This is a genomic window from Nocardia vinacea NBRC 16497 (assembly GCF_000308835.1).
Taxonomy (GTDB): domain Bacteria; phylum Actinomycetota; class Actinomycetes; order Mycobacteriales; family Mycobacteriaceae; genus Nocardia; species Nocardia vinacea.
In genome coordinates, this window is record NZ_BAGN01000004.1 from 1 (window position 1) to 23,512 (window position 23,512).

General features: G+C 65.8%; 27 protein-coding genes. 11 read left to right on the forward strand and 16 right to left on the reverse strand.

What is annotated here, in order from left to right:
• The 8 genes from ON44_RS00275 to ON44_RS00310 form a co-directional block, all read right to left on the reverse strand.
• A partial coding sequence (locus ON44_RS00275) for a DUF5313 family protein (protein WP_245566948.1) occupies positions 1 to 282 on the reverse strand: 282 nt, incomplete at its 3' end.
• A gap of 63 nt (positions 283 to 345) precedes the next feature.
• Complete coding sequence (locus ON44_RS00280) at positions 346 to 726, reverse strand: DUF5313 family protein (RefSeq protein ID WP_040685710.1); 381 nt, start codon at positions 724 to 726, stop codon at positions 346 to 348.
• Positions 727 to 770: 44 nt separating this feature from the next.
• Positions 771 to 1,229: an SRPBCC family protein gene (locus ON44_RS00285; protein WP_051181207.1), complete on the reverse strand. Its 459-nt coding sequence runs from the start codon at positions 1,227 to 1,229 to the stop codon at positions 771 to 773.
• Positions 1,230 to 1,286: 57 nt separating this feature from the next.
• The gene (locus tag ON44_RS00290; protein ID WP_051181232.1) at positions 1,287 to 2,216 is read right to left on the reverse strand and encodes a CopD family protein; all 930 of its coding nucleotides are present in this window, start codon (positions 2,214 to 2,216) and stop codon (positions 1,287 to 1,289) included.
• Between the two features lie 22 nt (positions 2,217 to 2,238).
• The gene (locus ON44_RS00295; RefSeq protein WP_051181211.1) at positions 2,239 to 2,793 is read right to left on the reverse strand and encodes a copper resistance CopC family protein; all 555 of its coding nucleotides are present in this window, start codon (positions 2,791 to 2,793) and stop codon (positions 2,239 to 2,241) included.
• Positions 2,790 to 3,446, reverse strand: coding sequence for a YcnI family copper-binding membrane protein (locus ON44_RS00300; RefSeq protein WP_040685711.1), 657 nt, complete (start codon positions 3,444 to 3,446; stop codon positions 2,790 to 2,792). The genes ON44_RS00295 and ON44_RS00300 overlap by 4 nt, the downstream gene beginning before the upstream one ends.
• Positions 3,447 to 3,488: 42 nt before the next feature.
• Complete coding sequence (locus ON44_RS00305) at positions 3,489 to 4,028, reverse strand: hypothetical protein (protein ID WP_157186999.1); 540 nt, start codon at positions 4,026 to 4,028, stop codon at positions 3,489 to 3,491.
• A gap of 8 nt (positions 4,029 to 4,036) precedes the next feature.
• Complete coding sequence (locus ON44_RS00310) at positions 4,037 to 4,687, reverse strand: DUF6474 family protein (RefSeq protein ID WP_040685712.1); 651 nt, start codon at positions 4,685 to 4,687, stop codon at positions 4,037 to 4,039.
• Positions 4,688 to 5,077: 390 nt separating this feature from the next.
• Between ON44_RS00310 and ON44_RS00315 the strand changes: the two genes are divergently transcribed.
• From ON44_RS00315 to ON44_RS00330, 4 genes are all read left to right on the forward strand, one after another.
• Positions 5,078 to 6,835, forward strand: coding sequence for a TM0106 family RecB-like putative nuclease (locus ON44_RS00315; RefSeq protein ID WP_373283112.1), 1,758 nt, complete (start codon positions 5,078 to 5,080; stop codon positions 6,833 to 6,835).
• A gap of 21 nt (positions 6,836 to 6,856) precedes the next feature.
• Entirely contained in the window at positions 6,857 to 8,812 is a 1,956-nt protein-coding gene (gene htpG, locus ON44_RS00320) for a molecular chaperone HtpG (RefSeq protein ID WP_040685713.1), read from the forward strand.
• Positions 8,813 to 9,022: 210 nt separating this feature from the next.
• Positions 9,023 to 9,505 (forward strand): GNAT family N-acetyltransferase, encoded by a 483-nt coding sequence (locus ON44_RS00325; RefSeq protein ID WP_040685714.1) that lies wholly within the window; start codon positions 9,023 to 9,025, stop codon positions 9,503 to 9,505.
• Positions 9,506 to 9,596: 91 nt separating this feature from the next.
• Positions 9,597 to 10,415, forward strand: a complete 819-nt coding sequence (locus ON44_RS00330) for a class I SAM-dependent methyltransferase (protein ID WP_040685715.1) — start codon at positions 9,597 to 9,599, stop codon at positions 10,413 to 10,415.
• Positions 10,416 to 10,526: 111 nt separating this feature from the next.
• Here ON44_RS00330 and ON44_RS00335 read toward each other — a convergent pair whose 3' ends face one another.
• Positions 10,527 to 11,294 carry an SDR family NAD(P)-dependent oxidoreductase gene (locus ON44_RS00335; RefSeq protein ID WP_040685733.1) on the reverse strand — a complete coding sequence of 256 codons (768 nt, stop codon included), beginning with the start codon at positions 11,292 to 11,294 and terminating at the stop codon, positions 10,527 to 10,529.
• 199 nt (positions 11,295 to 11,493) lie between these two features.
• On the opposite strand from ON44_RS00335, the gene ON44_RS00340 reads away from it, so the two are divergent.
• On the forward strand, positions 11,494 to 12,438 hold the full coding sequence (locus ON44_RS00340) for an SDR family NAD(P)-dependent oxidoreductase (RefSeq protein ID WP_051181223.1): 945 nt from the start codon (positions 11,494 to 11,496) through the stop codon (positions 12,436 to 12,438).
• Complete coding sequence (locus tag ON44_RS00345) at positions 12,435 to 13,109, forward strand: TetR/AcrR family transcriptional regulator (RefSeq protein ID WP_040685716.1); 675 nt, start codon at positions 12,435 to 12,437, stop codon at positions 13,107 to 13,109. The genes ON44_RS00340 and ON44_RS00345 overlap by 4 nt, the downstream gene beginning before the upstream one ends.
• A gap of 177 nt (positions 13,110 to 13,286) precedes the next feature.
• Here ON44_RS00345 and ON44_RS00350 read toward each other — a convergent pair whose 3' ends face one another.
• The 3 genes from ON44_RS00350 to ON44_RS00360 form a co-directional block, all read right to left on the reverse strand.
• Positions 13,287 to 14,003, reverse strand: a complete 717-nt coding sequence (locus tag ON44_RS00350) for a TMEM165/GDT1 family protein (RefSeq protein WP_040685717.1) — start codon at positions 14,001 to 14,003, stop codon at positions 13,287 to 13,289.
• Positions 14,004 to 14,439: 436 nt separating this feature from the next.
• Positions 14,440 to 14,967 carry a hypothetical protein gene (locus ON44_RS00355; RefSeq protein WP_040685718.1) on the reverse strand — a complete coding sequence of 176 codons (528 nt, stop codon included), beginning with the start codon at positions 14,965 to 14,967 and terminating at the stop codon, positions 14,440 to 14,442.
• Between the two features lie 172 nt (positions 14,968 to 15,139).
• The gene (locus tag ON44_RS00360) at positions 15,140 to 15,763 is read right to left on the reverse strand and encodes a superoxide dismutase (RefSeq protein WP_040685719.1); all 624 of its coding nucleotides are present in this window, start codon (positions 15,761 to 15,763) and stop codon (positions 15,140 to 15,142) included.
• A gap of 285 nt (positions 15,764 to 16,048) precedes the next feature.
• On the opposite strand from ON44_RS00360, the gene msrA reads away from it, so the two are divergent.
• Positions 16,049 to 16,756: a peptide-methionine (S)-S-oxide reductase MsrA gene (gene msrA, locus ON44_RS00365; protein WP_040685735.1), complete on the forward strand. Its 708-nt coding sequence runs from the start codon at positions 16,049 to 16,051 to the stop codon at positions 16,754 to 16,756.
• Positions 16,757 to 16,801: 45 nt separating this feature from the next.
• Here msrA and ON44_RS00370 read toward each other — a convergent pair whose 3' ends face one another.
• Positions 16,802 to 17,413, reverse strand: coding sequence for a hypothetical protein (locus tag ON44_RS00370; protein ID WP_040685720.1), 612 nt, complete (start codon positions 17,411 to 17,413; stop codon positions 16,802 to 16,804).
• A 531-nt stretch (positions 17,414 to 17,944) separates the two neighbouring features.
• Between ON44_RS00370 and ON44_RS00375 the strand changes: the two genes are divergently transcribed.
• The 4 genes from ON44_RS00375 (at position 17,945) to ON44_RS00390 (ending at position 21,265) form a co-directional block, all read left to right on the forward strand.
• On the forward strand, positions 17,945 to 18,316 hold the full coding sequence (locus ON44_RS00375; RefSeq protein ID WP_040685721.1) for a rhodanese-like domain-containing protein: 372 nt from the start codon (positions 17,945 to 17,947) through the stop codon (positions 18,314 to 18,316).
• 92 nt (positions 18,317 to 18,408) lie between these two features.
• A complete protein-coding gene (locus tag ON44_RS00380; protein ID WP_040685722.1) occupies positions 18,409 to 19,437 on the forward strand; it encodes a DUF4328 domain-containing protein in 1,029 nt (342 codons plus the stop codon).
• Entirely contained in the window at positions 19,434 to 20,201 is a 768-nt protein-coding gene (locus ON44_RS00385) for a glycerophosphodiester phosphodiesterase (protein ID WP_040685723.1), read from the forward strand. Before ON44_RS00380 ends, ON44_RS00385 begins: the two co-directional genes overlap by 4 nt.
• A gap of 140 nt (positions 20,202 to 20,341) precedes the next feature.
• Entirely contained in the window at positions 20,342 to 21,265 is a 924-nt protein-coding gene (locus ON44_RS00390) for a DUF5926 family protein (protein WP_040685724.1), read from the forward strand.
• Between the two features lie 249 nt (positions 21,266 to 21,514).
• On the opposite strand, the gene ON44_RS00395 is transcribed toward ON44_RS00390, so the two are convergent.
• The 3 genes from ON44_RS00395 to ON44_RS00405 form a co-directional block, all read right to left on the reverse strand.
• The gene (locus tag ON44_RS00395; RefSeq protein ID WP_040685725.1) at positions 21,515 to 22,063 is read right to left on the reverse strand and encodes a ferritin; all 549 of its coding nucleotides are present in this window, start codon (positions 22,061 to 22,063) and stop codon (positions 21,515 to 21,517) included.
• Positions 22,064 to 22,134: 71 nt separating this feature from the next.
• Positions 22,135 to 22,683 (reverse strand): ferritin, encoded by a 549-nt coding sequence (locus ON44_RS00400; protein ID WP_040685726.1) that lies wholly within the window; start codon positions 22,681 to 22,683, stop codon positions 22,135 to 22,137.
• 10 nt (positions 22,684 to 22,693) lie between these two features.
• On the reverse strand, positions 22,694 to 23,512 hold an 819-nt coding region (locus ON44_RS00405), incomplete at its 5' end, for an LCP family protein (protein WP_040685727.1).

The following is a 23,512-nucleotide window of genomic DNA, read 5'->3' on the forward strand; positions in this document are numbered from 1 at the left end:
TGCTGGGCCAGCCGGAACCGACGCCAGACGTAAACTCAGCGACACCGTGAACAGGATCANCGGCACGATCATCATGACGATCATGCCGATCTTCAACCCCATCGGGCCGGGGAACAGCAACCACAGCGCGAAGAACGGGATGAACGGTACGAGGAAGCGGACGAGGTAGCGTTCCATGGCCCCGTGCCCGACGAGGTCGTGGATGACCCACTCGTGCAGCTCCTCGGGGAGCTCGCGGCCGAGATCGTAGGCGATCCGTTGGCCGATCGTGGGGCGCTTCATGTATTCAGGCTATGCCTGTGAGATGGGCCACCGCCAGGTTCGGCGAATATTCGGCAGCCGAATTCAGGCGCGCCCGTGGCGGCGTTCATAGGCCAGCCGCTCGGTCTGCGCGCGCTTCCTGGACGCGGAGTCGGCCAGTGCCGGATCGAGGCCGTGCTTGACCAGACGCGCCCGGCGATACACGTACATCAGCGCCGCGGTGAAATAGATCAGCGGCAGATACAGCAGGGCCATCATTGCCAGGCCCATCCATTTCGGTCCGGGTACCAGCAGGAACAGGCTCAGTACCGGAATCATCGGAATGAGGAAGCGCATCAGGTAGCGCCGTGCCGCACCGGGGCCGGTGAGATCCTCGAGCACCCACGCCGACATCGACGCCGGCAGCGTGCGCCCGCAGATGTAGGCGATGCGCTGCGGAAGAGTCGGTGTCGTGCGGTCAGCCATAGTGCACAGCATGCTCCGGCCGGACCGGGCCGGACAAGTTCCGGCTAGCTCTGCCTGCTGGCGTGGAATTCGGCGATCTGGGTGGTCAGGTTGTGCGTGGAGTGTTTGACGGCGAGCTTCACGAACGGCTCGATGGTCTTGCCGAGCACCTTGCCCGCGATCCCGCCCGGCACGCGGTAGTCGACGATCGCGTCGACCGTGCAGCTATCGGTGCCCTTGGCGTGGAACAGGAAGGTCGACTCGATCTCGAAACCCTTGATCGACTTCACCGCGATGGCGTAGTTCTCCTCCCACCGCACGACCTGCAGGCGCGAATGCAGCGCGGCGGGACCGAGTTTGATGGTGCCGTCGAAAGTCGCGCCGACACCCTCGACCTGCTCGGTGATCGGTGTGAAGTCCTGGACCTCGGTGATGAAACGCGACAGATTCCGGTAGTCGTTGACATACGCGAAGGCTGTTTCGGCCGAAGCCGCACAGTCTTCGATGATCTTCACCTCGGTCATGGCACAACTGTAACGGGTTGCTATCGGCCCGGCAGCGGGTGCTTGCATTTGCAAGCGTCAAGCGGTGACCGCCAGGGTCGCCGCCAGTCCGAAGGCCACCGCCATCACCGCCACCTCGATGATCGCCCGACGCAATGAGGATTCGGCGGGCATTCGATGTCCCGTCGCCTGCGGTACCCAGGTCCGTCGCCACCACCAGCCCAGCGCTAGTAATCCAACCAGCACAAGGGTTTTCGCCAGCAGAATGCGGCCGTAGCCGGTCGTCACGAAGGGGGCGATCCCGCCGACCCGCACCAACCCGTTGACCAGGCCGGTGACCGTGACGATGCCGACCAGCGGCAGCGCGACCGCCGAATACCGGGGCAGCGTCACCGCCCACTCACCGCGGGTGCGCACCACCAGCGCCAGCGCGACCAGCAGTCCGAACCAGGACGCTGCCGCCAGCGCGTGCACCGCCGCGAGCACCGAGCCGAACGGCTGCTGCGACATGTGTCCGGTGATCGGCCGCAGCGCGAGCGCCACTGCGGTGAAGACCAGCACCAGATCGGCCGACGCGGTCTGCGGTCGCCGGAACGCCATCGCGGAATAGCAGGCGACCGCACCGCTGCCGATCAGTACCGCGATACCGACCTGACCGGCGCTGATCTCGACCAGGAAATTGCCGAACTGCCCAGCGCTGAGCTTGCCGATGGGTACACCGACGACGGCGGCCGCCTCGAAGACGAGCACTATGAATTCGGTGACACACCAGATCCCGGCCAGTACCGCGAGCACCCGCCACGGCGGCCGGAGCCGATCGTGCAGTCGGGGCAGTGCGGCCAGCCCGAGCACGGTGGCCCCGGTGCAGTCCGCGAGCACCCGGATGACGCTCTCGGTCTGTGCGGGGGCCGGGACGGCCAGGATCAGCGCGAGCGCCACCCCCAGCAGCCCGGCCGGGCCGACCAGCAGCAGCGCTTGCGCATTTCCGCCGCCGGTCGTCCGCTGCACCTTGTTCACCCGTGTGCTCTTCTCACCGTTGCGATTTGCGGCTCCTGCCGCCGAACAGGGCGAATGCCAGACCACCGCCGAACAGGACGATCGCGCCGATGATGAAGACCCACAGCGGAATTCCGCCGGAATCATCGCTGCCGCCGGAGTTGTGCTGGCTGTCGGCCTTCGGGCCCGGGGTCCCGTTGCCCGCTTTGGTGAGGGTGAAGGTCCGCTCGCCCTTGACCGGATGACCGTCTGCGGAGGTGACCCGGTACCCGATCTTGTAGACGCCGGTCGGGCCGAGTTCGCCGACCGCGACACTCACGGTCGGGCCGTCCACCTTCGGATCGCCCTTGGACCACAGATTCCCGTCCGGACCCACCACGGTGAGTGCCGGAAAGCTTTCCTGCAGCGGCTCGTTGAAGGTGATGCTCACCCGCTCCGGACCGGTTTCGATGCTCGCGCCGTCGCCGGGCACACTACTGACCGGCGTCGAATGGGCCGACGCCGTCGCGGCTGCGAGCGCGCCCATGCTCAGCAAGAGCAGGCCGGCGACCAGCCCGGCGACCAAGCGACGGATGGCGATGCCGGTCATGCCCGGCGTCCGCGGATCACATTGCCGAGACCGAGCGCTACGCCGAGCAGGCCGAGCGCGAGTCCGATGCCGCCGAGCCAGCGCGCGGTGTTGTCGGTGTCCTTCGCCTTCTCGGCTGCGGCCGAACTGCCGACGTGGTGGTCGCCATGGCCGTCGCCGGTGGCCGCCGCGAGGGTCAGCGTCGGTGCCGGATGCTCGGGTTCGGAACCGTCCGAGCCCATCGGCTGATCCCACTTGACGACCTTGCCGTCGCTATAGGTCTGGGTGGCCGGGAAGGTGACCTCGTCCTGGCTCGGCAGCGGGCCGACCGAGAGGACGAAGCGCTGGAACTGGCCGGGACGGACACCGGGCGTGCCGGGATCGGCGGTCCAGGTGACCGAGGTGGCCTCGGCCTTGTCATTGCGGTCGACCTTGGAGCTCCAACCCGGGATTGGTTCGGTGCGGGCGCTCTTGAGGTTGGGCAGCGCGACGGTGAGTGCCGTGGTGTTCGCGGTCTCCGATTCGGTCGGAACCTTGAAGGTGATCACCGAGTAATCGCCCTGCGTCGCACCGGGTGCGTCGGCTGTGACGTGTGCGGAGGCGGTGCCGCCCGCGAGGAGAACGAAACCGGCGGCGGCGACCGCCGTGCAGGCGCGCGTGATCTGCGTACGCATGAGAGAAGTGCTTTCTGTCCGAAGGGGTCTGGGTGTGGCGGGTCAGGCCGACACCGGTGGCGCGCGCGGACCGATCGCGCCGTTCGGATGAAAGCGGTAGTGCCGGAGAATCGAATCGGACCAGCGGACCGGGCGGGTGACCGCGAGCGGTGATCCCGCTGTGGAAACCGCGCGAACGACGCTGGACGCCAACGCATAGAGCCGCTCGGCCAAAAGGATCAGTGCGACGCAGCCGAACGTTGCGATCAAGTGCGCCAACAACATCCAGCCCGTGGGCAGGTATGGGTCGAGTTGTGGTACGGCGGTGTGGCTATGAGTGTGGTCGATCAGCCCGGATAGCACCGCATGTCCGGCGAGCTGTCCGAGCGCGAGCGGACCGAGCACGGCCCGATGCCCGACGGCGCCCCGATGCAGCCGTCCCGCAGCCCAACCTGCCAACGCCGAAACAAGCAGCAGCAGTGCGGATTCGGCCGAATCCGGAAATCCGCCACCCGCCGCACCGTGTGCGGCGATGGCGAGCGCACCGACCATGCCGCCGACCAGACAGCCACGCGGGCTGCCGGAGGGCTGGCCGGGAGACATCGGATGGATCAGCTGACGCCGAGGCGCGCCAAGACGTCCGCCTCGATACCGGACAGCTCGCTCGAGATCGACGCGTGTACGGCGCGACGACGCGGTGCGGGCATCTGCTCCGCGGTCCGAATCGCGGCGGTCAGATTGCCGAGTCGATCCTGGGTGGCGGCAACGAATTTCTGGGTCTCGCCCTTGCTCGCCTTGTCGCCGGACTGCGTGCCGATCTTGTCAAGGGCCACTTCGGTATTGGAGATCCGCGCCTGCAGCCGACCGCCGTGGCCGCTGAAATCACCGAGCTGTTCGACACCGATGCCGAGCTGATGCGCCCGACGGGTATCGATCCGGCCGCGGATGTAGGTCGCGGCGCGGTAGGCCAGCGGTGCGAGTACGGGCACCAGCACCCGGGCGACACCGAGGTACTTGCGGACCTGGCTCGCAGTGAACGGATCCCGCTCGGCCTTGGCGGCCACCTTCAGCGCGGCCTTCTCCTCGGCCTGCAGTGCGGCGATCTGCGCCTTGGCGACCTTGCTCTGGGTGCGGGCCTCCGCGCGCCGGGCCTTGCGGTCGTTCTTGGCGCCGAGTTTCGCCTCCATGGCGGCTTTGTGCTTGAGGGCCTTCGCCTCGGCCCTGCGGCTCGGCCGCCGTTTGCGCTTCGTGAACAACCCCATCGAAGGCCCTCCGTGATGCTCGTTCGCAATTGGCAGTACGACGTCGGGGAACGCTCGTCCGCCCATGTCACACGTGTCGCAAGTACCCTAGCCTGTGTCATATTGCCGCGCCTACGGCGCTGGGTGTTCGCCTCCCTGGCGTCTCGCCGCCGACCCTTTCGCGACCTGCACGCAGTCGCTCGCGGTGCCGTCGAGCCTCGCGCGTGCGGTGCATGCGCTTCGACGACTCGGCCGTGAGACCGGCCGCGAACGTCGCTCTGCGGACCCGGTCCGAGCGGGTCGGGTTGATAGCGGACCATTCGGTGCCCCCTGCTACCGATTCACCAGTCCCCGCAGTAGGTCTGTCATGCGGTTCGCAGAGTTGTCAGGGGTCTGGACCATACTGCGTATGTGTATTCGGGCAGCGGTGACCGCGACGGTCGCAATCACGAAGGCGTAGCCGACGAGCGGCAGGCCGAGGTGAGTACTGCGTCGATGCCCGCCGAGCCGACCGCATTCGTCGATGCCAGAGCATTGATCGGGTGTCGGCACCGATTGCATTTGAATGCCGCGCATCCGAACCTGCTTACCGGGGTGATCGAGGATGCCGGGGTCCGTCAGCGCCGGGAGGCCGCGACCGCGCATCGCACCCGGGTGCGTGAGGCGCTGATCGCCGCCGATCCGGACAACTGGGTGGTGATCGATCCGACGCTGCGCGCGGGGGAGCGGGCCGCGGCCACGCTGCGCGCGTGTGCCGAAGGCACACAACACATCTGGGGCGGACTGCTGCCGCAGGAACCGGATACCGGCCGCCGTGGTGGTTCGGAGATCCTGCTGCGTGACCGCGATCGTGGCGGCTATATCCCGGTCATCGTGGTCAATCACAAGGTCACCGACCCGCGCCAGCCCGAACCGGCCGATTTCCACCCGACCACCTCGGATCCGTATCACTGGGATCCGCAACCGGATCCGCATCGCAAACTGCGCCAGCAGCCCCGCGATCAACAGCGGCTCGCGCATCTGTACCGCATGCTGCAGCGGCACGGTCTGGCCAGTCCGGCGCTGGTCGGCGGCGTGATCGGCTACCACTTCGACCGCATCCTGGTGCACGATCTCGGCCCGCTGCTCGCCGACTACGACCGGCGCTATGCCGATCGAATCGCGGTGGTACGCGGAGAATTGCCGACGGTTCCGTCGAAGGTGCCCGAATGCCGCCAGTGCCCGTGGTGGACGCGCAAGGCGCCCGCCGATGAGGCGCAGGTCGCGGGTCAGAGCTGCGAGGGCTGGCTGACCGAGCACCGGGATGTGAGCCTGGTCGCGCCCGGTTCCCGCGCGGAGGTGCTGCGCGGACACGGCGTCGAAACCATCGACGATCTGGCCGCCTGGGTCGGCGACGATCCGGAGGACTGGCAGCACGGCCCGTTCGACGAGGCCGTGGTGACCGCCCGCGCCTGGCTCGCGGGCGCGCCGCTGGTGCGGCGGGTCGAGCGGGTCTGGGTGCGCCGGGCCGATGTCGAGGTGGATGTCGATCTGGAGAGCTTCCAGGAGTACGGCGCGTATCTGTGGGGCACGCTGCTCGACGGCGTGTACCGCCCGTTCGTCACCTGGGATCCGCTGCCCACCGAAGATGAGGGCCGCTCCTTCGGCGAATTCTGGACCTGGCTGATGACGGTGCGCGCCGAGGCCGTCGCGGCCGGGAAAACCTTCGCCGCCTACTGCTATTCGCGTACCGCCGAGGACAAATGGCTCTACGAATCGGCGCGGCGGTTCGCTGGTAAGCCCGGGGTGCCGACGGTCGATCAGGTGCGTGCCTTCGTCGACGGACCGCAGTGGGTGGATATGTTCCAGGCCGTCTCCGATCAATTCATCTGCCCGAATGGCAAGGGGCTCAAGAAGATCGCGCCGGTGGCCGGGTTCTCCTGGCGCGATCCCGAGGCGGGCGGCGAGGCGTCGATGAGCTGGTATCGGCTGGCCGTCGGCTACGAAGGCGAACCCGAGCTGAGTCAGCGCACCCGGCTACTCGAGTACAACGAGGACGATGTGCGGGCCACGATGGTGCTGCGCGAATGGATGCATCCGCGGCCCACACGGGCGGATGATCCCCACCGCGCCGACATCGAGGTGCCCGGCTTGGCCGACTTCGGGCAGATGTCAGCGGATGTCGGATAGGCGCAGCGGTACCATCGCGACGTGACAGAGCACGTCGAACAACTCGAGTTCCAGGCAGAAACCCATCAGCTGCTCGAGCTGATGATCCATTCGGTCTACTCCAACAAGGACACGTTCCTGCGGGAGCTGATCTCGAACGCCTCCGACGCGCTGGACAAGCTGCGGCTGGAGTCCTTCCGCGATAAGGATCTGCACGTCGACACCGCCGATCTACATATCGAGCTGGAGGTCGACAAGGACAACCGGATCCTGACCGTCAGGGATAACGGCATCGGCATGTCCCGCGCCGAGGTGGTCGATCTGATCGGCACCCTGGCTAAATCCGGCACCGCGGAGCTGCGCAAGAAACTGAACGAGGCGAAATCCGAGGCGGCCGCCGAGGAGCTGATCGGCCAGTTCGGCATCGGCTTCTATTCGACCTTCATGGTCGCCGACAAGGTCACCCTGACCACACGCAAGGCCGGCGAGACCGAGGGCACCCGCTGGGAGTCGGCCGCGGGCAGCTCGACCTACACCATCGAAACCCTCGACGAGGCCCCGCAGGGCACCGCCGTCTCGCTGCATCTCAAGACCCCGGACGAGGACGACCACCTCTTCGACTACACCCTGGAGTGGAAGCTCCGCGAGATCGTCAAGAAGTACTCGGACTTCATCGCCTGGCCGATCCGCATGCAGGTCGAGCGGACCGTCACCGAGGGGGAGGGTGAGGAGAAGACCGAGAAGACGATTCTCGAGGAGCAGACCCTCAACTCCATGAAGGCGCTGTGGACCCGCCCGAAGAGCGAGGTCAGCGACGAGGAGTACAAGGAGTTCTACAAGCACGTCAGCCACGGCTGGGACGATCCGCTGGAGATCATCCCGATGAAGGCCGAGGGCACCTTCGAGTACCAAGCACTGCTGTTCATTCCGTCGCACGCACCCTTCGACCTGTTCACCCGCGAGCACAAGCGCGGTGTGCAGCTCTACGTCAAGCGGGTGTTCATCATGGACAACTGCGAAGAGCTCATGCCGGAATACCTGCGTTTCGTCAAGGGTGTGGTGGACGCGCAGGATCTGTCGCTGAATGTCTCCCGGGAAATCCTGCAGCAGGACCGGCAGATCCAGATGATCCGCAAGCGCCTGGTGAAGAAGGTGCTCTCGACGGTCAAGGAACTGCAGGGCGCGGAGGATCAGGAGAAATACCAGACGTTCTGGAAGGAGTTCGGGCGCGTCCTCAAGGAGGGCCTGCTGTCGGACTTCGACAACCGCGAGACGCTGCTGCAGGTCTCCTCGTTCGCCTCGACCAACTCCGAGGAGGAGCTGACCTCCCTCGCCGCCTACGTCGAGCGGATGCAGGACGGCCAGGACGCCATCTACTACATGACCGGCGAGACCCGTCAGCAGGTCGAAAGCTCCCCGCATATGGAGGCCTTCAAGGCCAAGGGCCGCGAGGTGCTGATCCTGACCGATCCGGTCGACGAAATGTGGGTCGGTTCGGTAACCGAATTCGACGGTAAGCCGTTGCAGTCCATCGCCAAGGGCGAGGTCGATCTGGAGACCGAGGAGGAGAAGAAGGCCACCGAATCGCTGCGCGAACAGCAGGACAAGGACTTCGCCGAAGTGCTCGGCTGGCTCGGCAAGACCCTGGACAACGTCAAGGAGGTGCGCCTGACCAACCGGCTCACCACCTCGCCTGCCTGCCTCGTCGGTGATGTTTTCGACTTCACCCCGATGCTGGAGCGCATGTACCGCGCCTCCGGTCAGCTGGTGCCGGAGTCCAAGCGGATCCTCGAGCTCAACCCGACCCACCCGCTGGTCACCGGTCTGCGCGACGCCTACGACACCCGCCGCGACGACGCCGACGCGGGCAAGGTTCCCGAACTCACCGAGACCGCCGAATTGCTCTACGGCACAGCGGTTCTCGCCGAGGGCGGCGAACTCAAGGATCCGGCCCGCTTCGCTCAGATCCTCACTGAGCGCCTGACCCGCACGCTCTGAAGGTCGACCTGCCAAGAATGGGGGACACATAACCAGTGAGCGGCTCACATAGGTTCCAACCTGTGTGAGCCGCTCACCAGGTCTGCGACGCCCGCAAGGGCGTCGGATAAGACAACGGGCTGAGCCCTGTACCGATTCACCGCTGGGCGCCAACGCGACTATCGTGGCACTTGATCTGGCTTGAATATGCGGGGAGGCGGGCTAGCTAACGTGCCGAATGCGAACGGGCCGGTCATCCGGGCCGCACGTGCCGATGACTACGACGCCATCGCCACCGTCATCGATGACTGGTGGGGACGCTCGGTGTTACCGCACCTGCCCAGGTTGTTCCTCGATCATTTCTACCGAACCAGCCTGGTCGCCGAGGTGCCCGGTGCCGGATGGCGGGAACCGACCGAATGGCTGGCCGGATTCCTGATCGGCTTCCTGTCGCCGTCGGAGTCCGATGAGGCCTACATCCACTTCGTCGGCGTCGATCCGCAGTCCCGCAAGAGTGGCCTCGCGCGCGAGCTGTACGAGCGGTTCTTCGCGATCGCCAGGGCGAATGACCGGCACATCGTGAAGGCGATCACCTCGCCCGGCAATGACGCGTCGATCGGCTTCCACCGGCATCTGGGCTTCACCGTCGCCGGACCGGTGCGTGATTACAACGGACCGGGCCATCACCTGATCACCTTCGAACGCAAGATCTGATCTGCTTGGCGCACAGCGAGATCGGCCGGAGTTGGTAGGTTCCGGGGGCACTGCCCGGTTAGCCTTGGACGGTCGAAAGGATCGTCAGCTGATGCCTGGTAACCCGCTTGCCGCCGCCGAACCGTGGGATCTCGTTGCCGACGGATATGCCGAATTCGGCCCCGCGATCATGGCGCCCTTCTCTGCTCGCGCACTAGAACTGGCCGGCCTTTCGGCGCAATCACAGATCGTCGATGTCGCGGCGGGGCCCGGCACGCTGAGTCTGCCCGCCGCCGAGCGGGTGGCGCGGGTATCGGCCATCGACTTCTCCGAGCCGATGATCCAGCGACTCACCGAGGATGCTCGCACAGCTGGGCTGACCAATATCGAAACGCGGGTCGGGGACGGGCAGGCCCTGCCGTTCGATGACGACAGCTTCGATGCCGGTTTCTCGATGTTCGGGCTGATGTTCTTCCCGGATCGGGCCAAGGGCTTCGCAGAATTGTTCCGGGTACTGCGTCCCGGTGCCACCGTCGTGGTGTCGAGTTGGGCGCCGGTGGCCGAATCGTCGCTCATGCGAATGATGTTCGGCGCCTTCGCCGCCGCCGATCCGACCATCTCCGAACCCCAACCCAACTTCCTCAATCTGGAAAATCCGGAGGTCTTCGCGACCGAGATGCGCACCGCCGGCTTCGCCGGGGTGAGCATCCAACGCCACACCAGCACGGTCGGTTTCGCCGACTCCGACGAGATGTGGGAGACCATGGTGCGCAGCAGCGCCCCGCTGCTGCTGATGCGCCGCACCGTCGGGGAGCAGGTGTGGGCCGAACGCGTCGCCCTGATGCGCGCCTACCTCGCCGTCAACTACCGCCCGAACAAGCCCCTGTCCACCACGGCATTCCTCGGCATCGGCCACAAACCGACCCCCTGACAGCAGACGGAAACAGAAAGCCGAATGGGTGCCCGACCGCTGCCTTTACGACCAACGATCGTGGCACCCAACTGCTATGCCTCGATATCCGAGGCGGACGAGCGCAGACTCTTAGCGGGGAGCCATGCGCAGGGCGCCGTCCATGCGGATGGTCTCGCCGTTGAGGTAGTCGTGCTCGACGATGTACTGCGACAGCTGCGCGTACTCGTCCGGACGGCCCAGGCGCGACGGGAACGGCACACCGGCCTCGAGGCCCTTGCGGTACTCCTCGGTGACACCGGCGAGCATCGGGGTGTCGATGATGCCGGGGGCGATGGTGTTCACACGGATGCCGAACTGGGCCAGGTCACGCGCGGCCGGGACGGTCATGCCGTGCACGCCACCCTTGGAGGCCGAGTACGCGATCTGGCCGATCTGGCCCTCGAATGCGGCGACCGAGGCGGTATTGATGATCACGCCGCGCTGGCCGTATTCGTCGACGGTGTCGGTCTTGGCGATCGCGTCGGCGGCCAGGCGCATCACATTGAAGGTGCCGAGCAGGTTGACGGTGATGACGGTGCGGAACAGCTCCAGATCGTGCGGGCCGTTCTTGGACAGGATGCGTCCGGCCCAGCCGACACCGGCGCAGTTCACCACGATGCGCAGCGGCGCACCGGATTCGACGACCTGCGCGACGGCAGCGGCAACCTCGTCGTTGCTGGTGACGTCGGCGGGGATGAGGGTGACGCCGTCGGGCACGTTATCCCCGGCGCGTTCGATGGATTGGGGTACGTCGAGTCCGAAGACGGTTGCGCCCAGATCGGCGAAACGCTTGGCAGTGGCGGCGCCGAGGCCGGATGCGCCTCCGGTGATGATGGCGGCGGAACCCGAAATCTCCACGATGGTCCTCTCGTTCGTGACAGCCAGTTGGCCCTTCGTCAATTGCACCCTAACCGGTGCAGTACGAGAGGCCGATCACGGCTCCCTCGCACCCCATGTCAGCCCTACATACCACTGTCGGATAAACAGAAAATTATTTGCGAACATATATGTTCGCGGCTGGTATCGTCGCAGCTATGCAGCATCGCGAGGCGATTCGATGAAGGGTGGTGGCCGGGTGACGGGTGGGCACCTGTTTTCCGCCGCGTCCGTCGCCGGGCGCCGGATTCTGATCACCGGCGCGGCGCGCGGTATCGGCGCCGCGCTCGCGCGGCAGTTGCACGCGAAAGGGGCGAAAGTAGCGCTGCTCGGGCTGGAGGCGGATCTGCTCGCGGAGGTGGCGCACGAATGCGGGGACGCGCCGTGGCGCTATTGCGATATCGCCGATCACCGGCAGGTGGAGCGGGTGGTGAGCACGCTGGTCACCGAACTCGGCGGGCTGGATGTGGTGGTGGCCAATGCCGGGATTGCCAAACAATTGGCGCTGCTCGGCGGGGATCCGGCGGTCATGGAGGAGACGCTGGCGGTCAATGTGCTCGGCGTCTACTACACGCTGCGCGCCGCCGGACCGCACATCTGTCATCCGGACGGGTATGCGCTGGTCATCTCGTCGCTGGCGGCCGCTGTAAATCTGCCGTTGGTCGGGGCATACAGCGCATCGAAGGCCGGGGTGGAGGCGCTCGGTAATACGTTGCGACACGAGGTCAGGCACACCGGTGCGAAGGTCGGGGTCGCGTATTTCGCCGAACTCGATACCGATATGACCGCCCGTGGCTTCGGCACCGCCGCAGCGCGGGCCATTCTCGGCCGGTCCACGGTGTCGGGAGTCGCACCACTCGGTCCCGCGATCGATGCGGTCGAGCGTGCCATCGCCCGGCGCAAACGTCAGGTGGTATCGCCGTGGTGGGTGGCGGTGGCGCTGCCGTTCCGGCCGATCGCCCAGCGGGTCATCGATATCGCGCTGCGGCGCGGGGTGGCGCGGGCGTTGGAGATCGCGCGCACCGAAGAGGCACCCTTCACCACCGACCAACCGGCCCGACCCCGCAAGATGGAGCGACCGGCGTGGCCGGATACCGCCCGCCCGACCCTCGGAGCCACTGAATGACCGAATCCGCAAGCAGCGCACGCCAACTCCCGCGGGGGCGACACGGCCTGCCGAGGGAGGAGGTGATCGCCTCGCAGCGCGAGCGAATCCTGAGCGCGATGGCCGAGGCCATGGTCGAGAACGGATACGTCGGGACCTCGGTCGCTGTCATCCTGAAGCGGGCCGGGGTTTCGCGGGAGACCTTCTACGAGCAATTCCGTTCCAAAGAGGATTGTTTCGAGGCCGCCTACGAGCGGGCCGTCGAACTACTGATCGCGAATATCGCGAATGCGATCAGCGGCGATGCGCGGGATGCCGCCGACCCGGCCGATCCGGATCGGATGGGCCGCATCCTCGAGGCGTACTTCGACGGACTGATCGCCGAACCCGCATACGCCCGCCTCTACCTCGTCGAGGTCTATGCGGTGGGTTCGAAGGCGGTCGCCCGCCGCGCCCAATTGCAGGAATCATTCGTCGCCATGATCGCCGACGTACTCGACGCCCGCACCGACCAACAGCGCTTCGCCTGCCAAACCCTCGCCGCCGCCGTCAGCGCCATGGTCACCGCCCGCATAGCCGTCGACGACCTCGCCGGCCTCCGCGCCCTCCGGGATCCCCTACTGGACCTGGTGCGCCGCAGTGGTGATCTGTACGGCGAGGCAATGCTGCGTCAGTCGGAAGTGCGGGCCTGAGCGGCAACAGGCAGAAGACGGTCCGCGCGTGGCCCACTTGCTGCGCTCGGCGAGTGTGCAACTCGGGCCGATGATGGCCAAGGGCAAGCCGCCGAGTGGAGACCGCTAGCCCGGATGTCTACGAAGGCTGGCTGGCAACGGCCTGAGACTGAGTAGCGGCGTGCAGAGAGTGACCGGTCAGTGCATCTCTTCGGCGGGTTCGGCTACCGCAATGGGTTCCGAATTGCGCCGGGTGCGCCGCGACCGAATCAGCAGGGCAATGCCCGCTGTGGCCGGGGCGAGGGTGGCGAATGCGCCGCCGGTGAGTATGCCGAGGTCGGGGACGGCCGCGGCGAGCAGGCTCGCGGTGCCGAAGTAGACGAACAGCAGGCCGGAGCCGATACCGATGACATGTTCTGGGAGATGCTTGCCGACCAGGATGCCCGCGGCGATGGCGAGGGCGTCCGCGGCGACCATGCCGATGGTGGAGCCGATCCAGACGCCGATCCAGCTGTTGTCGGTGGCCAGGGCCGCAGTGGCGAACATGGTCCGGTCGCCGAGTTCGGCGAGCAGGAAGGCCGAGAGGACCACGAAGAACGGTGCGGTCGTCGAACGCGGCGGCTTGGGTTCGGCCTCGGCATCATCGCTGCCGAAATGTTCGCGCAGGGTCCACAGGCCGACGGCCAGGAAGGTGAGCGCGGCGACCAGTGCGATTGCCCGGGTGGGCAGCGCGGCACCGAGGAAATAGCCGACACCGACCGAGATCAGATGCACCGCCGCACTCGCGGTCGCAATGCCGCCGAGCACCACCCACCAGCGGTAGCGCAGCGCGAACGTCAACGCCATCAGCTGGGACTTGTCACCCAACTCGGCGAGAAAGACGATTCCGACGCTGAGCAATATCGTCGCGATCATGTGGTCTGCACTCCCGGGCTCCGGCCTGCCGGCCGGGAGATCGGGTACGCCTCCGGCCGACAACGAAATGGTTGTCTAGGCCGAAGGTCTCGCCCACCGGATCTACGCCGGTTCACGCGGCCGGGTCCGCGCCCTCGTGAGGCGGCGGACCAGTATGTCGACAGCGCGATTGCGGGCTACTCCCCTTCGCTGTCATCGACTGTACCCCCGCAGCCATGCTCACGCCAAGCCGTTGTAATCGAAATCGCAATGCGCACAATAAGTTTGGTGATCCAACCGTCGAATTTCGGGTGTCCTGACAGATCCGGCAGCACGCGCTTATCCAGAAGTGAGCTAGCCCTTGGCAATCAGGTGCCGTCCGATTGCGGCGGCTCGCTCGGCGCAGCAGGATCACCTCGCACAAGGTGCGAGGTGGGCACTGGCTAGGAAGAGTGGTTCAGGCGGCCAGGAGCATGGCCAGAACCGCGGTATCGGGGTCGCTGATCGGATCCAGTCCGACCCGGCTCACCAAAGAGGTGACGGTGCCATCGGATTCGGCCTCCGCCCACGCTGCCCGATGCTCCAACCCCAGATGTGGAACGCCGGGCAGGAGCACACAACCCGATGCCACGCCGACGCATTCCGGCAGCGATGGCCGGGTCTCCGAGGGCGGATGCAACATCAACAGCGCCGGCGGCACATGATCGGCGAACCGGCCGGGTTCCAGCGCCTGGTCACCGAGCACCGGTCCCTCGGCGAGGACGAGCCCGACGGTGCCAGGTGCCGGATCGTCCGGTAGCTCCTCGCGCACACCGAAGACCGTCGAGGTGGTCAGCAATCCCGGATATGAGGCCACCCGCACGGCGAGTACGAGTACCTGCGCCCATTCCTTGGTGGTGTCGGGCCAACGTCCGGAGATGACGAACCCCCGCAGTGATCCGCGGGCCTGGAACGGCGTGATGCCGATGGGTCCGTTCGTATGCATGATGCCTCCCGTGATCGAACCGGGGGCGGCTTTGCCCGTCCTCGAACTGTGGATTCTCGAGGATGCGCCAAAACTCAGTTGGCACACAAGTACCAAAGAGTGCTAATCGGACACGAACGAACGCAACGAGCCCGCGAACCGGTCGGTTCGCGGGCTCGCGGGCGGGAAAAGCTCAGCCGAAGATGAGGCCCTTGGCCTGGCCGACGGCACGCGCGAAGCGCTCCTGCACGTCCTCCCAGTTGACGACGTTCCAGAACGCGGTCACGTAGTCCGCCTTGACGTTCTTGTACTGCAGGTAGAAGGCGTGCTCCCACATGTCGACCTGCAGCAGCGGGATGATGCCCAGCGGCACGTTGGCCTGCTGGTCGTAGAGCTGGAAGGTCAGCAGCTTCTGGCCGAGGGTGTCATAGCCGAGCACCGCCCAGCCGGAGCCCTGCAGGCCGTTGGCCGCGGCGGTGAACTGCGCGCGGAACTTGTCGAACGAACCGAACTGGTCGTCGATCGCGGCGGCCAGCTCGCCGACCGGCTTGTCACCACCGTTGGGGGAGAGGTTCTTCCACCAGATCGAGTGGTTGACGTGGCCGCCCAGATGGAAGGCCAGGTTCTTTTCGTTCAGGAAGATCGCGCCGTGGTCGCCCGCCTCGCGTGCGGCCTCGAGCTTCTCCAGCGCGGTGTTGACGCCGGCGACATAGGCAGCGTGGTGCTTGGAATGATGAATCTCGTTGATCTGCCCGGAGATATGGGGCTCCAGGGCGCTGTAGTCGTAATCCAGATCTGGCAACGTGTACTCAGCCACGATGTCCCTTCCTAATGTCTGGGCCGTGTGTGCCCTCGTCTCGAGCACACTCAACCATCATTCGTACACCCGCTCGTTTGCAACCGCGCTCCTTGCCCCCACATTCCGTCCCGCAAATTCCCGGTCCGCGCGCTGGACGCTCGACGGAACGACTGATTTCATAAATACATGGGTAACTCGCCGGGTACGCCCGAAGTCAACTAGGCACCTCACGCAGGACCTGAGACCAGGCCACGTGGCACTCGACTCGTATGGCCTGAATACGCGGAGAGGCGGATGAGCACCATGTCCTGGTACGACGAACTAGTCGGACGGCTCCGTCTTCCCGAGCCGGTGATGGTGACACCGGAGCAAGCGCTGTCCGGTCGTCCCGACCCGATACCGGTCTCGGATACCCATTATGTGAACGGCCGGCCGATCTATCCGCCGTTTCCGGAAGGTCTGCAGGTCGCGGTGGTGGCCATGGGTTGTTTCTGGGGCGCGGAAAAGGACTTCTGGCAACTCGACGGTGTCTTCACGACCGCGGTCGGGTACATCGGGGGCTATACCCGGAACCCGACCTACGAAGAGGTCTGTAGTGGGCGCACCGGCCATACCGAGGCGGTGCTGATCGTCTTCGATCCGAACGTCATCGAATACGCCGATGTGCTGCGCCGGTTCTGGGAGAACCATGATCCGACCCAGGGCATGCGGCAGGGCAACGATCGCGGCACCCAGTACCGCTCGGCGCTCTTCACCGTCGACGCGGCGCAGGCGCGGCTCGCGCACAGCACCGCGCAGACCTTCGGTGAGCGGCTCGCTGCCGCGGGCTACGGCGAGATCACCACGGAGATCACCGAACTGCCCGGACAGGGCGGCACGGATCCGCTGCGGGCGCTGCCCGAGTTCTTCTACGCCGAGAGCTACCACCAGCAGTATCTGGCCAAGAATCCCGGCGGCTACTGCCCGGTGCACGCCACCGGCGTCAGCTGTCCGGTCGGTTTGGGTGCCTGAAACGCAACCGCACACCCGGTGACCGGGTGTGCGGTTCGAGGTGCGCTACAGCTGCGGCACGATTCCGGCGCGCATGGTCCGCGGATCGCCCGCGTCATGCGCCTTCCACCAGCGCACCCCGCCCGCGATGAATTCCTTCAGCGGGATTGCGGCGCCCTTGGCGTCGTGAATCGTCATGTCGTCGAACCACACCCGCACATCGAGTTCGCGCGGGTCGATGCCCTCCTCCTGGGAGAACTCGATGACGTGGGTGGCGTCGTGCGAGTCGATCTGAGTGTCGAAGCTGAGCAGTTCACTCCAGTGCACCCAGCCACTGTCGTCCACATCGATGAATTCCCAGCCGTGCAGTCGGCCGCCGCCGAAGCTGCGAATGGCCGCGTCCAGTTTGTCCAGCTGTAGCGGCAGCACCCTGGCCGCCACGTCGTCCCACTCCTGAATGCGCAATGAGGCCGCGACTCGACTGACACCGGTGAATGTCAACTTCACGCGATGGTCCTCGGGTGCGGGGCCCTCGGCCGGAAGCGTCAATACCTCCAGGTCGAGGCTCAGTTGTGCGTTTGCGGTATCGACCTCCACGCCTAGGCATGTGGCCTCGGAGAGTGCTGTGTTGAGTGCTGTCGTTTCCATTCCGTCGAGTAGCCCCCTGCTCACGTTCATGCATCCAGGCTACCGACAGCACCTGCGGGAACCCGGTATTTCAATTATTCGCTGGTGTTCTGGTTTTTTTTGGGGAACCGATCGGCGATCAGCGGCGTCCAAGTAGATATCGGGACCTGCACAGCCTCAGATCCCGAAGCAGCGGCGAATGACCGCTCCGGGATGGCAAGGAGGGGAGTCTCGGATCGGTCGTTCGTACCGCGACCTCGCTCCAGCAATCTCTCGGGATCGCCAGTTCGAACCGGGCTCCGGCGCATCAGCCCCTGTAGATCGACAGCTACTCGATAGTCGGAGTCCGCGAATGGTGTGCTGTTCGGTAGCTGTGCCCTGTGGATCAAGTTGTGGATTATGTGGATAACTTCTACCGAGATATGCACAAGCGGCCCCGGAGCGGGGCATCGGACAGGATCCAGAAGCACAGAACATACCCGAGGTAACGTGCCGATGTCGAGGCCGTGAAGTGCCTGTGGGTCACCGGCACAGCGGGGCCGGAACTCCCCCGTGATGCGCCACCCATGGCAGGATCGAAGCGTGACGAGCCCCGAAGTGTCGTCGGTGCCGGTGGAAGCCGTACCGGACGAATTCGACAAGACCGAGCGTGTCGCGGCGGACGCCCCAGCGGCGATTCTGCTCGACGTGCGCGAAGACGACGAGTGGCAGCTCGGACATGCGCCGGGCGCGATCCACATTCCGATGGCCGATGTGCCCGCCCGCGTCGACGAGCTGGACTACGACGCCCAGCTGTATGTGATCTGCCGCCAGGGCGGCCGCTCCATCGAGGTGGTCAAGTACCTGGCGCATATCGGATACGACGCGGTCAATGTCAGCGGTGGCATGGTGGCATGGCAGCGGGTGGGTCGACCACTGGTTGCGGATGGCGATCACCAGGCGAAGATCTACTGAGGCAAGAGAGGGGCACCCGGCATGAACGTCAGGCCCGGAGGCGGCAGCCTGCGTAACCACGGAGGGCCCGGGCATGCCGCAAGGGAGACACCGTGAGTACGGTGGTGCAACCTTGTGCGCGCTGCGGCGCGCGCTGGGCCGTGCAGACGACGCCGATGCACTGGTGCCCGCGCTGCCGTGGCGTGCTGTTGTCACCGGCGCCCATCGACGCCCCCGCCGAGCGGCGAAACTACCGCTGGGTGGCCCGCCGTCCCGATCAGCGCACCCGCAAGTTGAGCTCCGGGCGGCCGCGGCCGTCCGTGGAAACGCCGCGCTACCAGCAGATTCCGCGCTGGGGCCTACTGGATCCGCCGGTCGAGTCCGCGTCTGCGCCACAACGGCCGCTGGACCGGCTGACCAATAGGGCCGGTGCGCTACTCATCGCGACCTCGGCCGTTTTCGCGATCGCCGCCTGCGCCGAACTCGGGCGCTATCTGGTTCTGCTGCGCAACCGCACCCGGCTGATTCCGTCGTGGTTGCTGCACATCTCCGATGCCATGGTGTGGCTTTCCGCATTGGTCGGCCTCGCGCTCGGGTTGATCACCGCGATCGCGATGCTCGGCTGGTTGATCGAAACGCGTCGGGCCGCCTTCGCCACGGTCGGCCGCCGTGATCCGCGCTTGGTCCGGACGCTCGCACTCGGCTGTCTGATACCGGTGGTGAATCTGTTGTGGCCCGGTGTATTTCTCACCGAGACGGTCGCCGTGCGTCCGGATCCGCGGGCGCTGCGGGCCGTGCGCATCTGGTGGGTGGGCTGGGTGCTCGGCGCGGGCTGCACGGTGGCGGCACTGCTGTGGCGAACCGCGGATACCCTGCAGGCCAAGGCGGACGGTGTGCTGTTCACCGCGTTCACCGATCTGGTCGCGGCCGGGGTCGCGGTGCTGACCCTCTGGGTGCAGCGGTCGATGGCGGGCCGGGATCTGTTCGGCCGCAGCAGGATTGCGCGCCGGTGGGTGATCGCCGTCGATCCGGCGGTACCCGTCATCGAACCGGTGCAGCCGGGTGGCGGCGCGGCGAAGCAGCCCGTCGCGCTCGAAACAATTACACCGCACCGTGAGCACGAGGAGGTTTTGGCCAAGTGAGCCAGGGCAGTCGCGCACCATTCGTCGTCGCGCACCGGGGATCGTCGGCGGCGCGCCCGGAACATACGCTCGCCGCGTATGAACTAGCGCTGCAAGAGGGCGCCGATGGCGTGGAGTGTGATGTCCGGCTGACCAGGGACGGACATCTGGTCTGCGTGCACGACCGCACCGTCGACCGGACCTCGTCGGGCACCGGACTGGTCAGCGAAATGACCCTGGACGAACTCGCGGGACTCGACTTCGGGGCCGACGGCGCACCCGCATCGGTACTCACCCTCAGCGAACTGATCGAGCTGGTACTCGATTGGCGCAGTAGGCCGACCAAGCTGTTCATCGAGACCAAACATCCGGTGCGCTACGGCGCGCTGGTGGAAAACAAGCTGCTCGCCGAACTCCAGCGCTTCGGCATCGCCACCCCCGCCTCCGCCGATCACTCCCGAGCGGTCGTCATGTCTTTCGCGGCCACCGCGGTCTGGCGGATCCGCCGTTCCGCACCGCTGCTGCCGACGGTCCTGCTCGGTGAATCATCGCGCTACCTGGGCGGCAGCGCCGCGACCACGGTCGGTGCGACCGCCGTCGGTCCCTCGGTGAAAACCCTGCGCGAACATCCGGACCTCGTCGACAAGGCCGCCGCCGCGGGCCGCGCCACCTACTGCTGGACGGTGGACGATCCCGACGATGTGCGCTTGTGCGCCGACCTGGGCGTCAGCTGGGTGGCCACCAACCACCCGGCCCGAACGAAGGCACTGCTCGCGGCTGCCTGAGTCGAATCTGGGCGAGCGCATATCCGAGGCTGACGACCTGCACGGGCAACCACGACGGAGCGAGTCTTACGAGCGAGCCGCGAACACGCCGCGCCGCCAGGCGCGGCAAATCAAACAGAGCCACTGTAGTTTGACCTGCCGTGGGTAAAAGCAAGCGCAATAGTCCGAAGCCCGGAGGGAACCGGGCCCAGCGTCTCGCCGAGCGGCGCGCGGCCCTGGAACTGCAGGCAGCGCAGTCCGGTGCGCGTCCGTTCGAAGGATTGGCCGCGGAGTGCGATCTGGTCGCGCTGCGCGAATTCGTGCCATCGGCGACCGCGACGCTGCCGCTGTCGTCCGATATCGCCGCGGAGCGTTCCGTCGTGCTGGCCACGGTATTGCCGGGCGCGGTGGCCGGATTGGTGCGGGCGGGCGAGCCGCCGACCGGATATGTCGCCACGCAGGTGCAATTCCAGGGTTCGGATCCGGCCGCCGATATCGCCGCGGCCATCCTGTGGACACAGTCCGCCGAACCGGGTGAATCGCTGACCGCGGCCGAGAGTGCTGAGGGCGGACCGCGATTGGCCGATGTGATCGATGCGGACGCACAGCTGGAACTGACCGTGCACCAGGACTTCGACTGGTGGGTACCCGAGGGCGTGCAGCCCGATCCGCAGGTCGCCGCGACCATCGAACAGGCCAAGCAGGCGATAATGCCGTCCGCGCGACTGGATCTCGGCCCCGATGCGATCGGCGCGGGCTGGTGGGTCGATGCCGGTGATAAGGCGCATCTGCGCTGGGTGCGTCCGGAGAACGAGGACGATCTGATGCTGGCGCTCGCTCGGCTGCATGCATCGGGCGGACTGCATCTCGGCGATGGCTCCCGGTTCGCGGGCTCGTTCCGCACACACGGCTTGCTGGTGCCGGTGTTCGACCTGGATCCGGAACTGCATGCCAGCGAGTGGACCAAACCGGCGATCGAATTCGGGGAACGCCTGGCGGCGGCGCTGGCCGACGACACTGCACTCTCGGCGGACGAGCGCCGTTCTCGTGATGGGCTGCGATCGCGTCAGGTCACCCTGCGGTGATTTCAAAAAAATCACGGAGAATTTTGTGAAACACCCTCCTTTCTAATCAACCCTCGGTTAGGTTCTCTGCATCACCGAAAGCTGGTGGTGGTGAGCGAAGTCTCACCGAAAGATGAGGAAAGTAGGACCATCATGGAAGCCATTCTGGCGCTGCTCAAGACGCTGCTCAGCTCCTTGAGCGCTGCATAAAGTCGACAGGGCCGGCTCGTCGCGACGAGCCGGCCCTGATTCCGTTATAGGAATCGTGAATTAGATGCTGCCGCCCGCAGTGGACGGGGCGCCGGAAGCATCGCTCGGACCACTCATTTCACGAGCGACGAAATCCTCCAGGTCGAACAGGTTCGACCCGGCACGATCGGCGATGGTGAGCAGGGTCGTCATATTCGCGACCTCCTCCACCTGCTCCTTCAGGAACCACTGCATGAACTGCTCACCCAGGTAATCGCCTTCTTCGCGGGCGGTGCTCGCCAACTGGATGATCTGGTCGGTGACGTTCTTTTCCTGCGCGAGCGCCAGCGCGATCGGTTCGCGTGCATTCTCGAAATGCGATTTCGCGGCGTCGATGCCGGAGAGCTCGACACTGATATCCCGGTCCAGGAAGTACTGCACGATCATCATCGCGTGATTGCGCTCTTCGACCGCCTGGGCATAGAAACGCTTGGCCAGCTGCGGCAGATCCGCATTGTCGAACCACACCGCGATCGCGATGTATTGATGCTCGGCATTGAATTCATGCCGGATCTGATCGTGGAGCAGACCGTGAAATTTGCTGCGTGGGGACTCCGGATGGCTGGACATAGTTGCGACATTAGCGCTGGTCACGCCGCGTGTCATCCAAGTGCAGCCTTATTGAGGCTAGTATTGCCTAATTAATTCTTGGCTGCACCAGCCATTCTCGGGGCGGAAATATCGGCGCGCGGTGTGGTGCGGAGCTCGCGCGAGATGAAGTCCTCGACATCGAACAGATCGCCCGCGGCACGGTCGATGACGGTCAGCAGGGTGGTCATCCCGGCGACGTCCTCCACCTGCTCCTTGAGGAACCACTGGATGAATTGCTCGCCGAGGTAGTCGCCGGAGGCCCGCGCGGTGCCGGCCAATTCGGTGATCTGCGCATTGCGGGCGCGCTCGGATTCCAGCAGGAAAACGACGGCGCCGCGCGGAGATTCGAAGGTGGATCGCACGTCGTCGAGGCCGCCGACCTGCACTTGTAGATTGCGGTCGAGCAGGTACTGCACCATGCGCAGTGCGTGCGAGCGGTGCTCGGCGGATTTGCCGTAGCTGTGCCTGGCCAACTGCGGCAGGCGATTCGAATCGAAGTAGACCGCCGCCGCCAGATACTGCTGTGAGGCGGTGAAGCCACGACGGATCTGGTCGCGCAGGAGGTCCGGGAACGGTTCGTCGGCATCGGTATCGGGCATAGGCCCGACGCTACCTCGTCAGCAGATCGTCCGGGATCGGTTGGTCCTTCGCGAGGTCGTCGAAGAATTGACCCGCACGTTGCTTATCCCACAGCAATACATTTCCGCTATCGGTATCGGTGAAGCCGCCGATCGGGACGGTGGTCGCCACGGTATCGCCGCGCATCGCCCAGCCGAGCTGGCCGAGATTCCAGATGTGATCGCCCTTATCGACCTTCAGCGATTTCGCGGTATCGCTGGCAAGCGGCCACAACGTGAACGGATTGGTCAGCGTGCCCGCGCTGGTCGCCTTCTTCAGCAGGGCGGCCATGAACAGGCGCTGGTTGTTCATCCGGTCGATATCCGCGAGCGCGGTCGCCCGGCTGCGGACGAAACCCAATGCCTGCGGACCGTCCAGGGTTTGGCAGCCGGCAGCCAGATTGATGCCCGCGAGCGGATCGTCGATGGCCTTGGGTACGCAGACGTCGATGCCGCCGAGGGTGTCGACGATGCCGGCGAAGCCGCCGAAGCCGATCTGCGCGTAGTGATCGATGTGCACGCCGGTCGCGGTTTCGACGGTTTGCACCAGCAGCGGTGCGCCGCCGAAGGCGAAGGCGGCGTTGAGTTTGTCCTTGCCGTGGCCCGGAATGCTCACATACGAGTCGCGCGGCAGGCTGACCAGCGTGGTCGCACCCGATTTCGGAATGTGCACCAGCATGATCGTGTCGGTGCGCTCGGGGCCGACCTCACCGCCGGTGGCGAGTTCCTGTTCCTGATCGGCCGTGAGTCCGGCTCGGCCGTCCGAGCCGACGAGCAGCCAATTCGTGCCCGGGGTATCGCCGACGCGGTC

What these genes read in the sequence shown, in the direction of transcription:
- ON44_RS00280 (WP_040685710.1), bottom strand. Translation starts at nt 726, where the DNA reads ATGGCTGACCGCACGACACCGACTCTTCCGCAGCGCATCGCCTACATC.
- ON44_RS00285 (WP_051181207.1), bottom strand. Translation starts at nt 1,229, where the DNA reads ATGACCGAGGTGAAGATCATCGAAGACTGTGCGGCTTCGGCCGAAACA.
- ON44_RS00295 (WP_051181211.1), bottom strand. Translation starts at nt 2,793, where the DNA reads ATGACCGGCATCGCCATCCGTCGCTTGGTCGCCGGGCTGGTCGCCGGC.
- ON44_RS00300 (WP_040685711.1), bottom strand. Translation starts at nt 3,446, where the DNA reads ATGCGTACGCAGATCACGCGCGCCTGCACGGCGGTCGCCGCCGCCGGT.
- ON44_RS00305 (WP_157186999.1), bottom strand. Translation starts at nt 4,028, where the DNA reads ATGTCTCCCGGCCAGCCCTCCGGCAGCCCGCGTGGCTGTCTGGTCGGC.
- ON44_RS00310 (WP_040685712.1), bottom strand. Translation starts at nt 4,687, where the DNA reads ATGGGGTTGTTCACGAAGCGCAAACGGCGGCCGAGCCGCAGGGCCGAG.
- ON44_RS00330 (WP_040685715.1), top strand. Translation starts at nt 9,597, where the DNA reads ATGCCTGGTAACCCGCTTGCCGCCGCCGAACCGTGGGATCTCGTTGCC.
- ON44_RS00340 (WP_051181223.1), top strand. Translation starts at nt 11,494, where the DNA reads ATGAAGGGTGGTGGCCGGGTGACGGGTGGGCACCTGTTTTCCGCCGCG.
- ON44_RS00345 (WP_040685716.1), top strand. Translation starts at nt 12,435, where the DNA reads ATGACCGAATCCGCAAGCAGCGCACGCCAACTCCCGCGGGGGCGACAC.
- ON44_RS00350 (WP_040685717.1), bottom strand. Translation starts at nt 14,003, where the DNA reads ATGATCGCGACGATATTGCTCAGCGTCGGAATCGTCTTTCTCGCCGAG.
- ON44_RS00355 (WP_040685718.1), bottom strand. Translation starts at nt 14,967, where the DNA reads ATGCATACGAACGGACCCATCGGCATCACGCCGTTCCAGGCCCGCGGA.
- msrA (WP_040685735.1), top strand. Translation starts at nt 16,049, where the DNA reads ATGTCCTGGTACGACGAACTAGTCGGACGGCTCCGTCTTCCCGAGCCG.
- ON44_RS00370 (WP_040685720.1), bottom strand. Translation starts at nt 17,413, where the DNA reads ATGAACGTGAGCAGGGGGCTACTCGACGGAATGGAAACGACAGCACTC.
- ON44_RS00395 (WP_040685725.1), bottom strand. Translation starts at nt 22,063, where the DNA reads ATGTCCAGCCATCCGGAGTCCCCACGCAGCAAATTTCACGGTCTGCTC.
- ON44_RS00400 (WP_040685726.1), bottom strand. Translation starts at nt 22,683, where the DNA reads ATGCCCGATACCGATGCCGACGAACCGTTCCCGGACCTCCTGCGCGAC.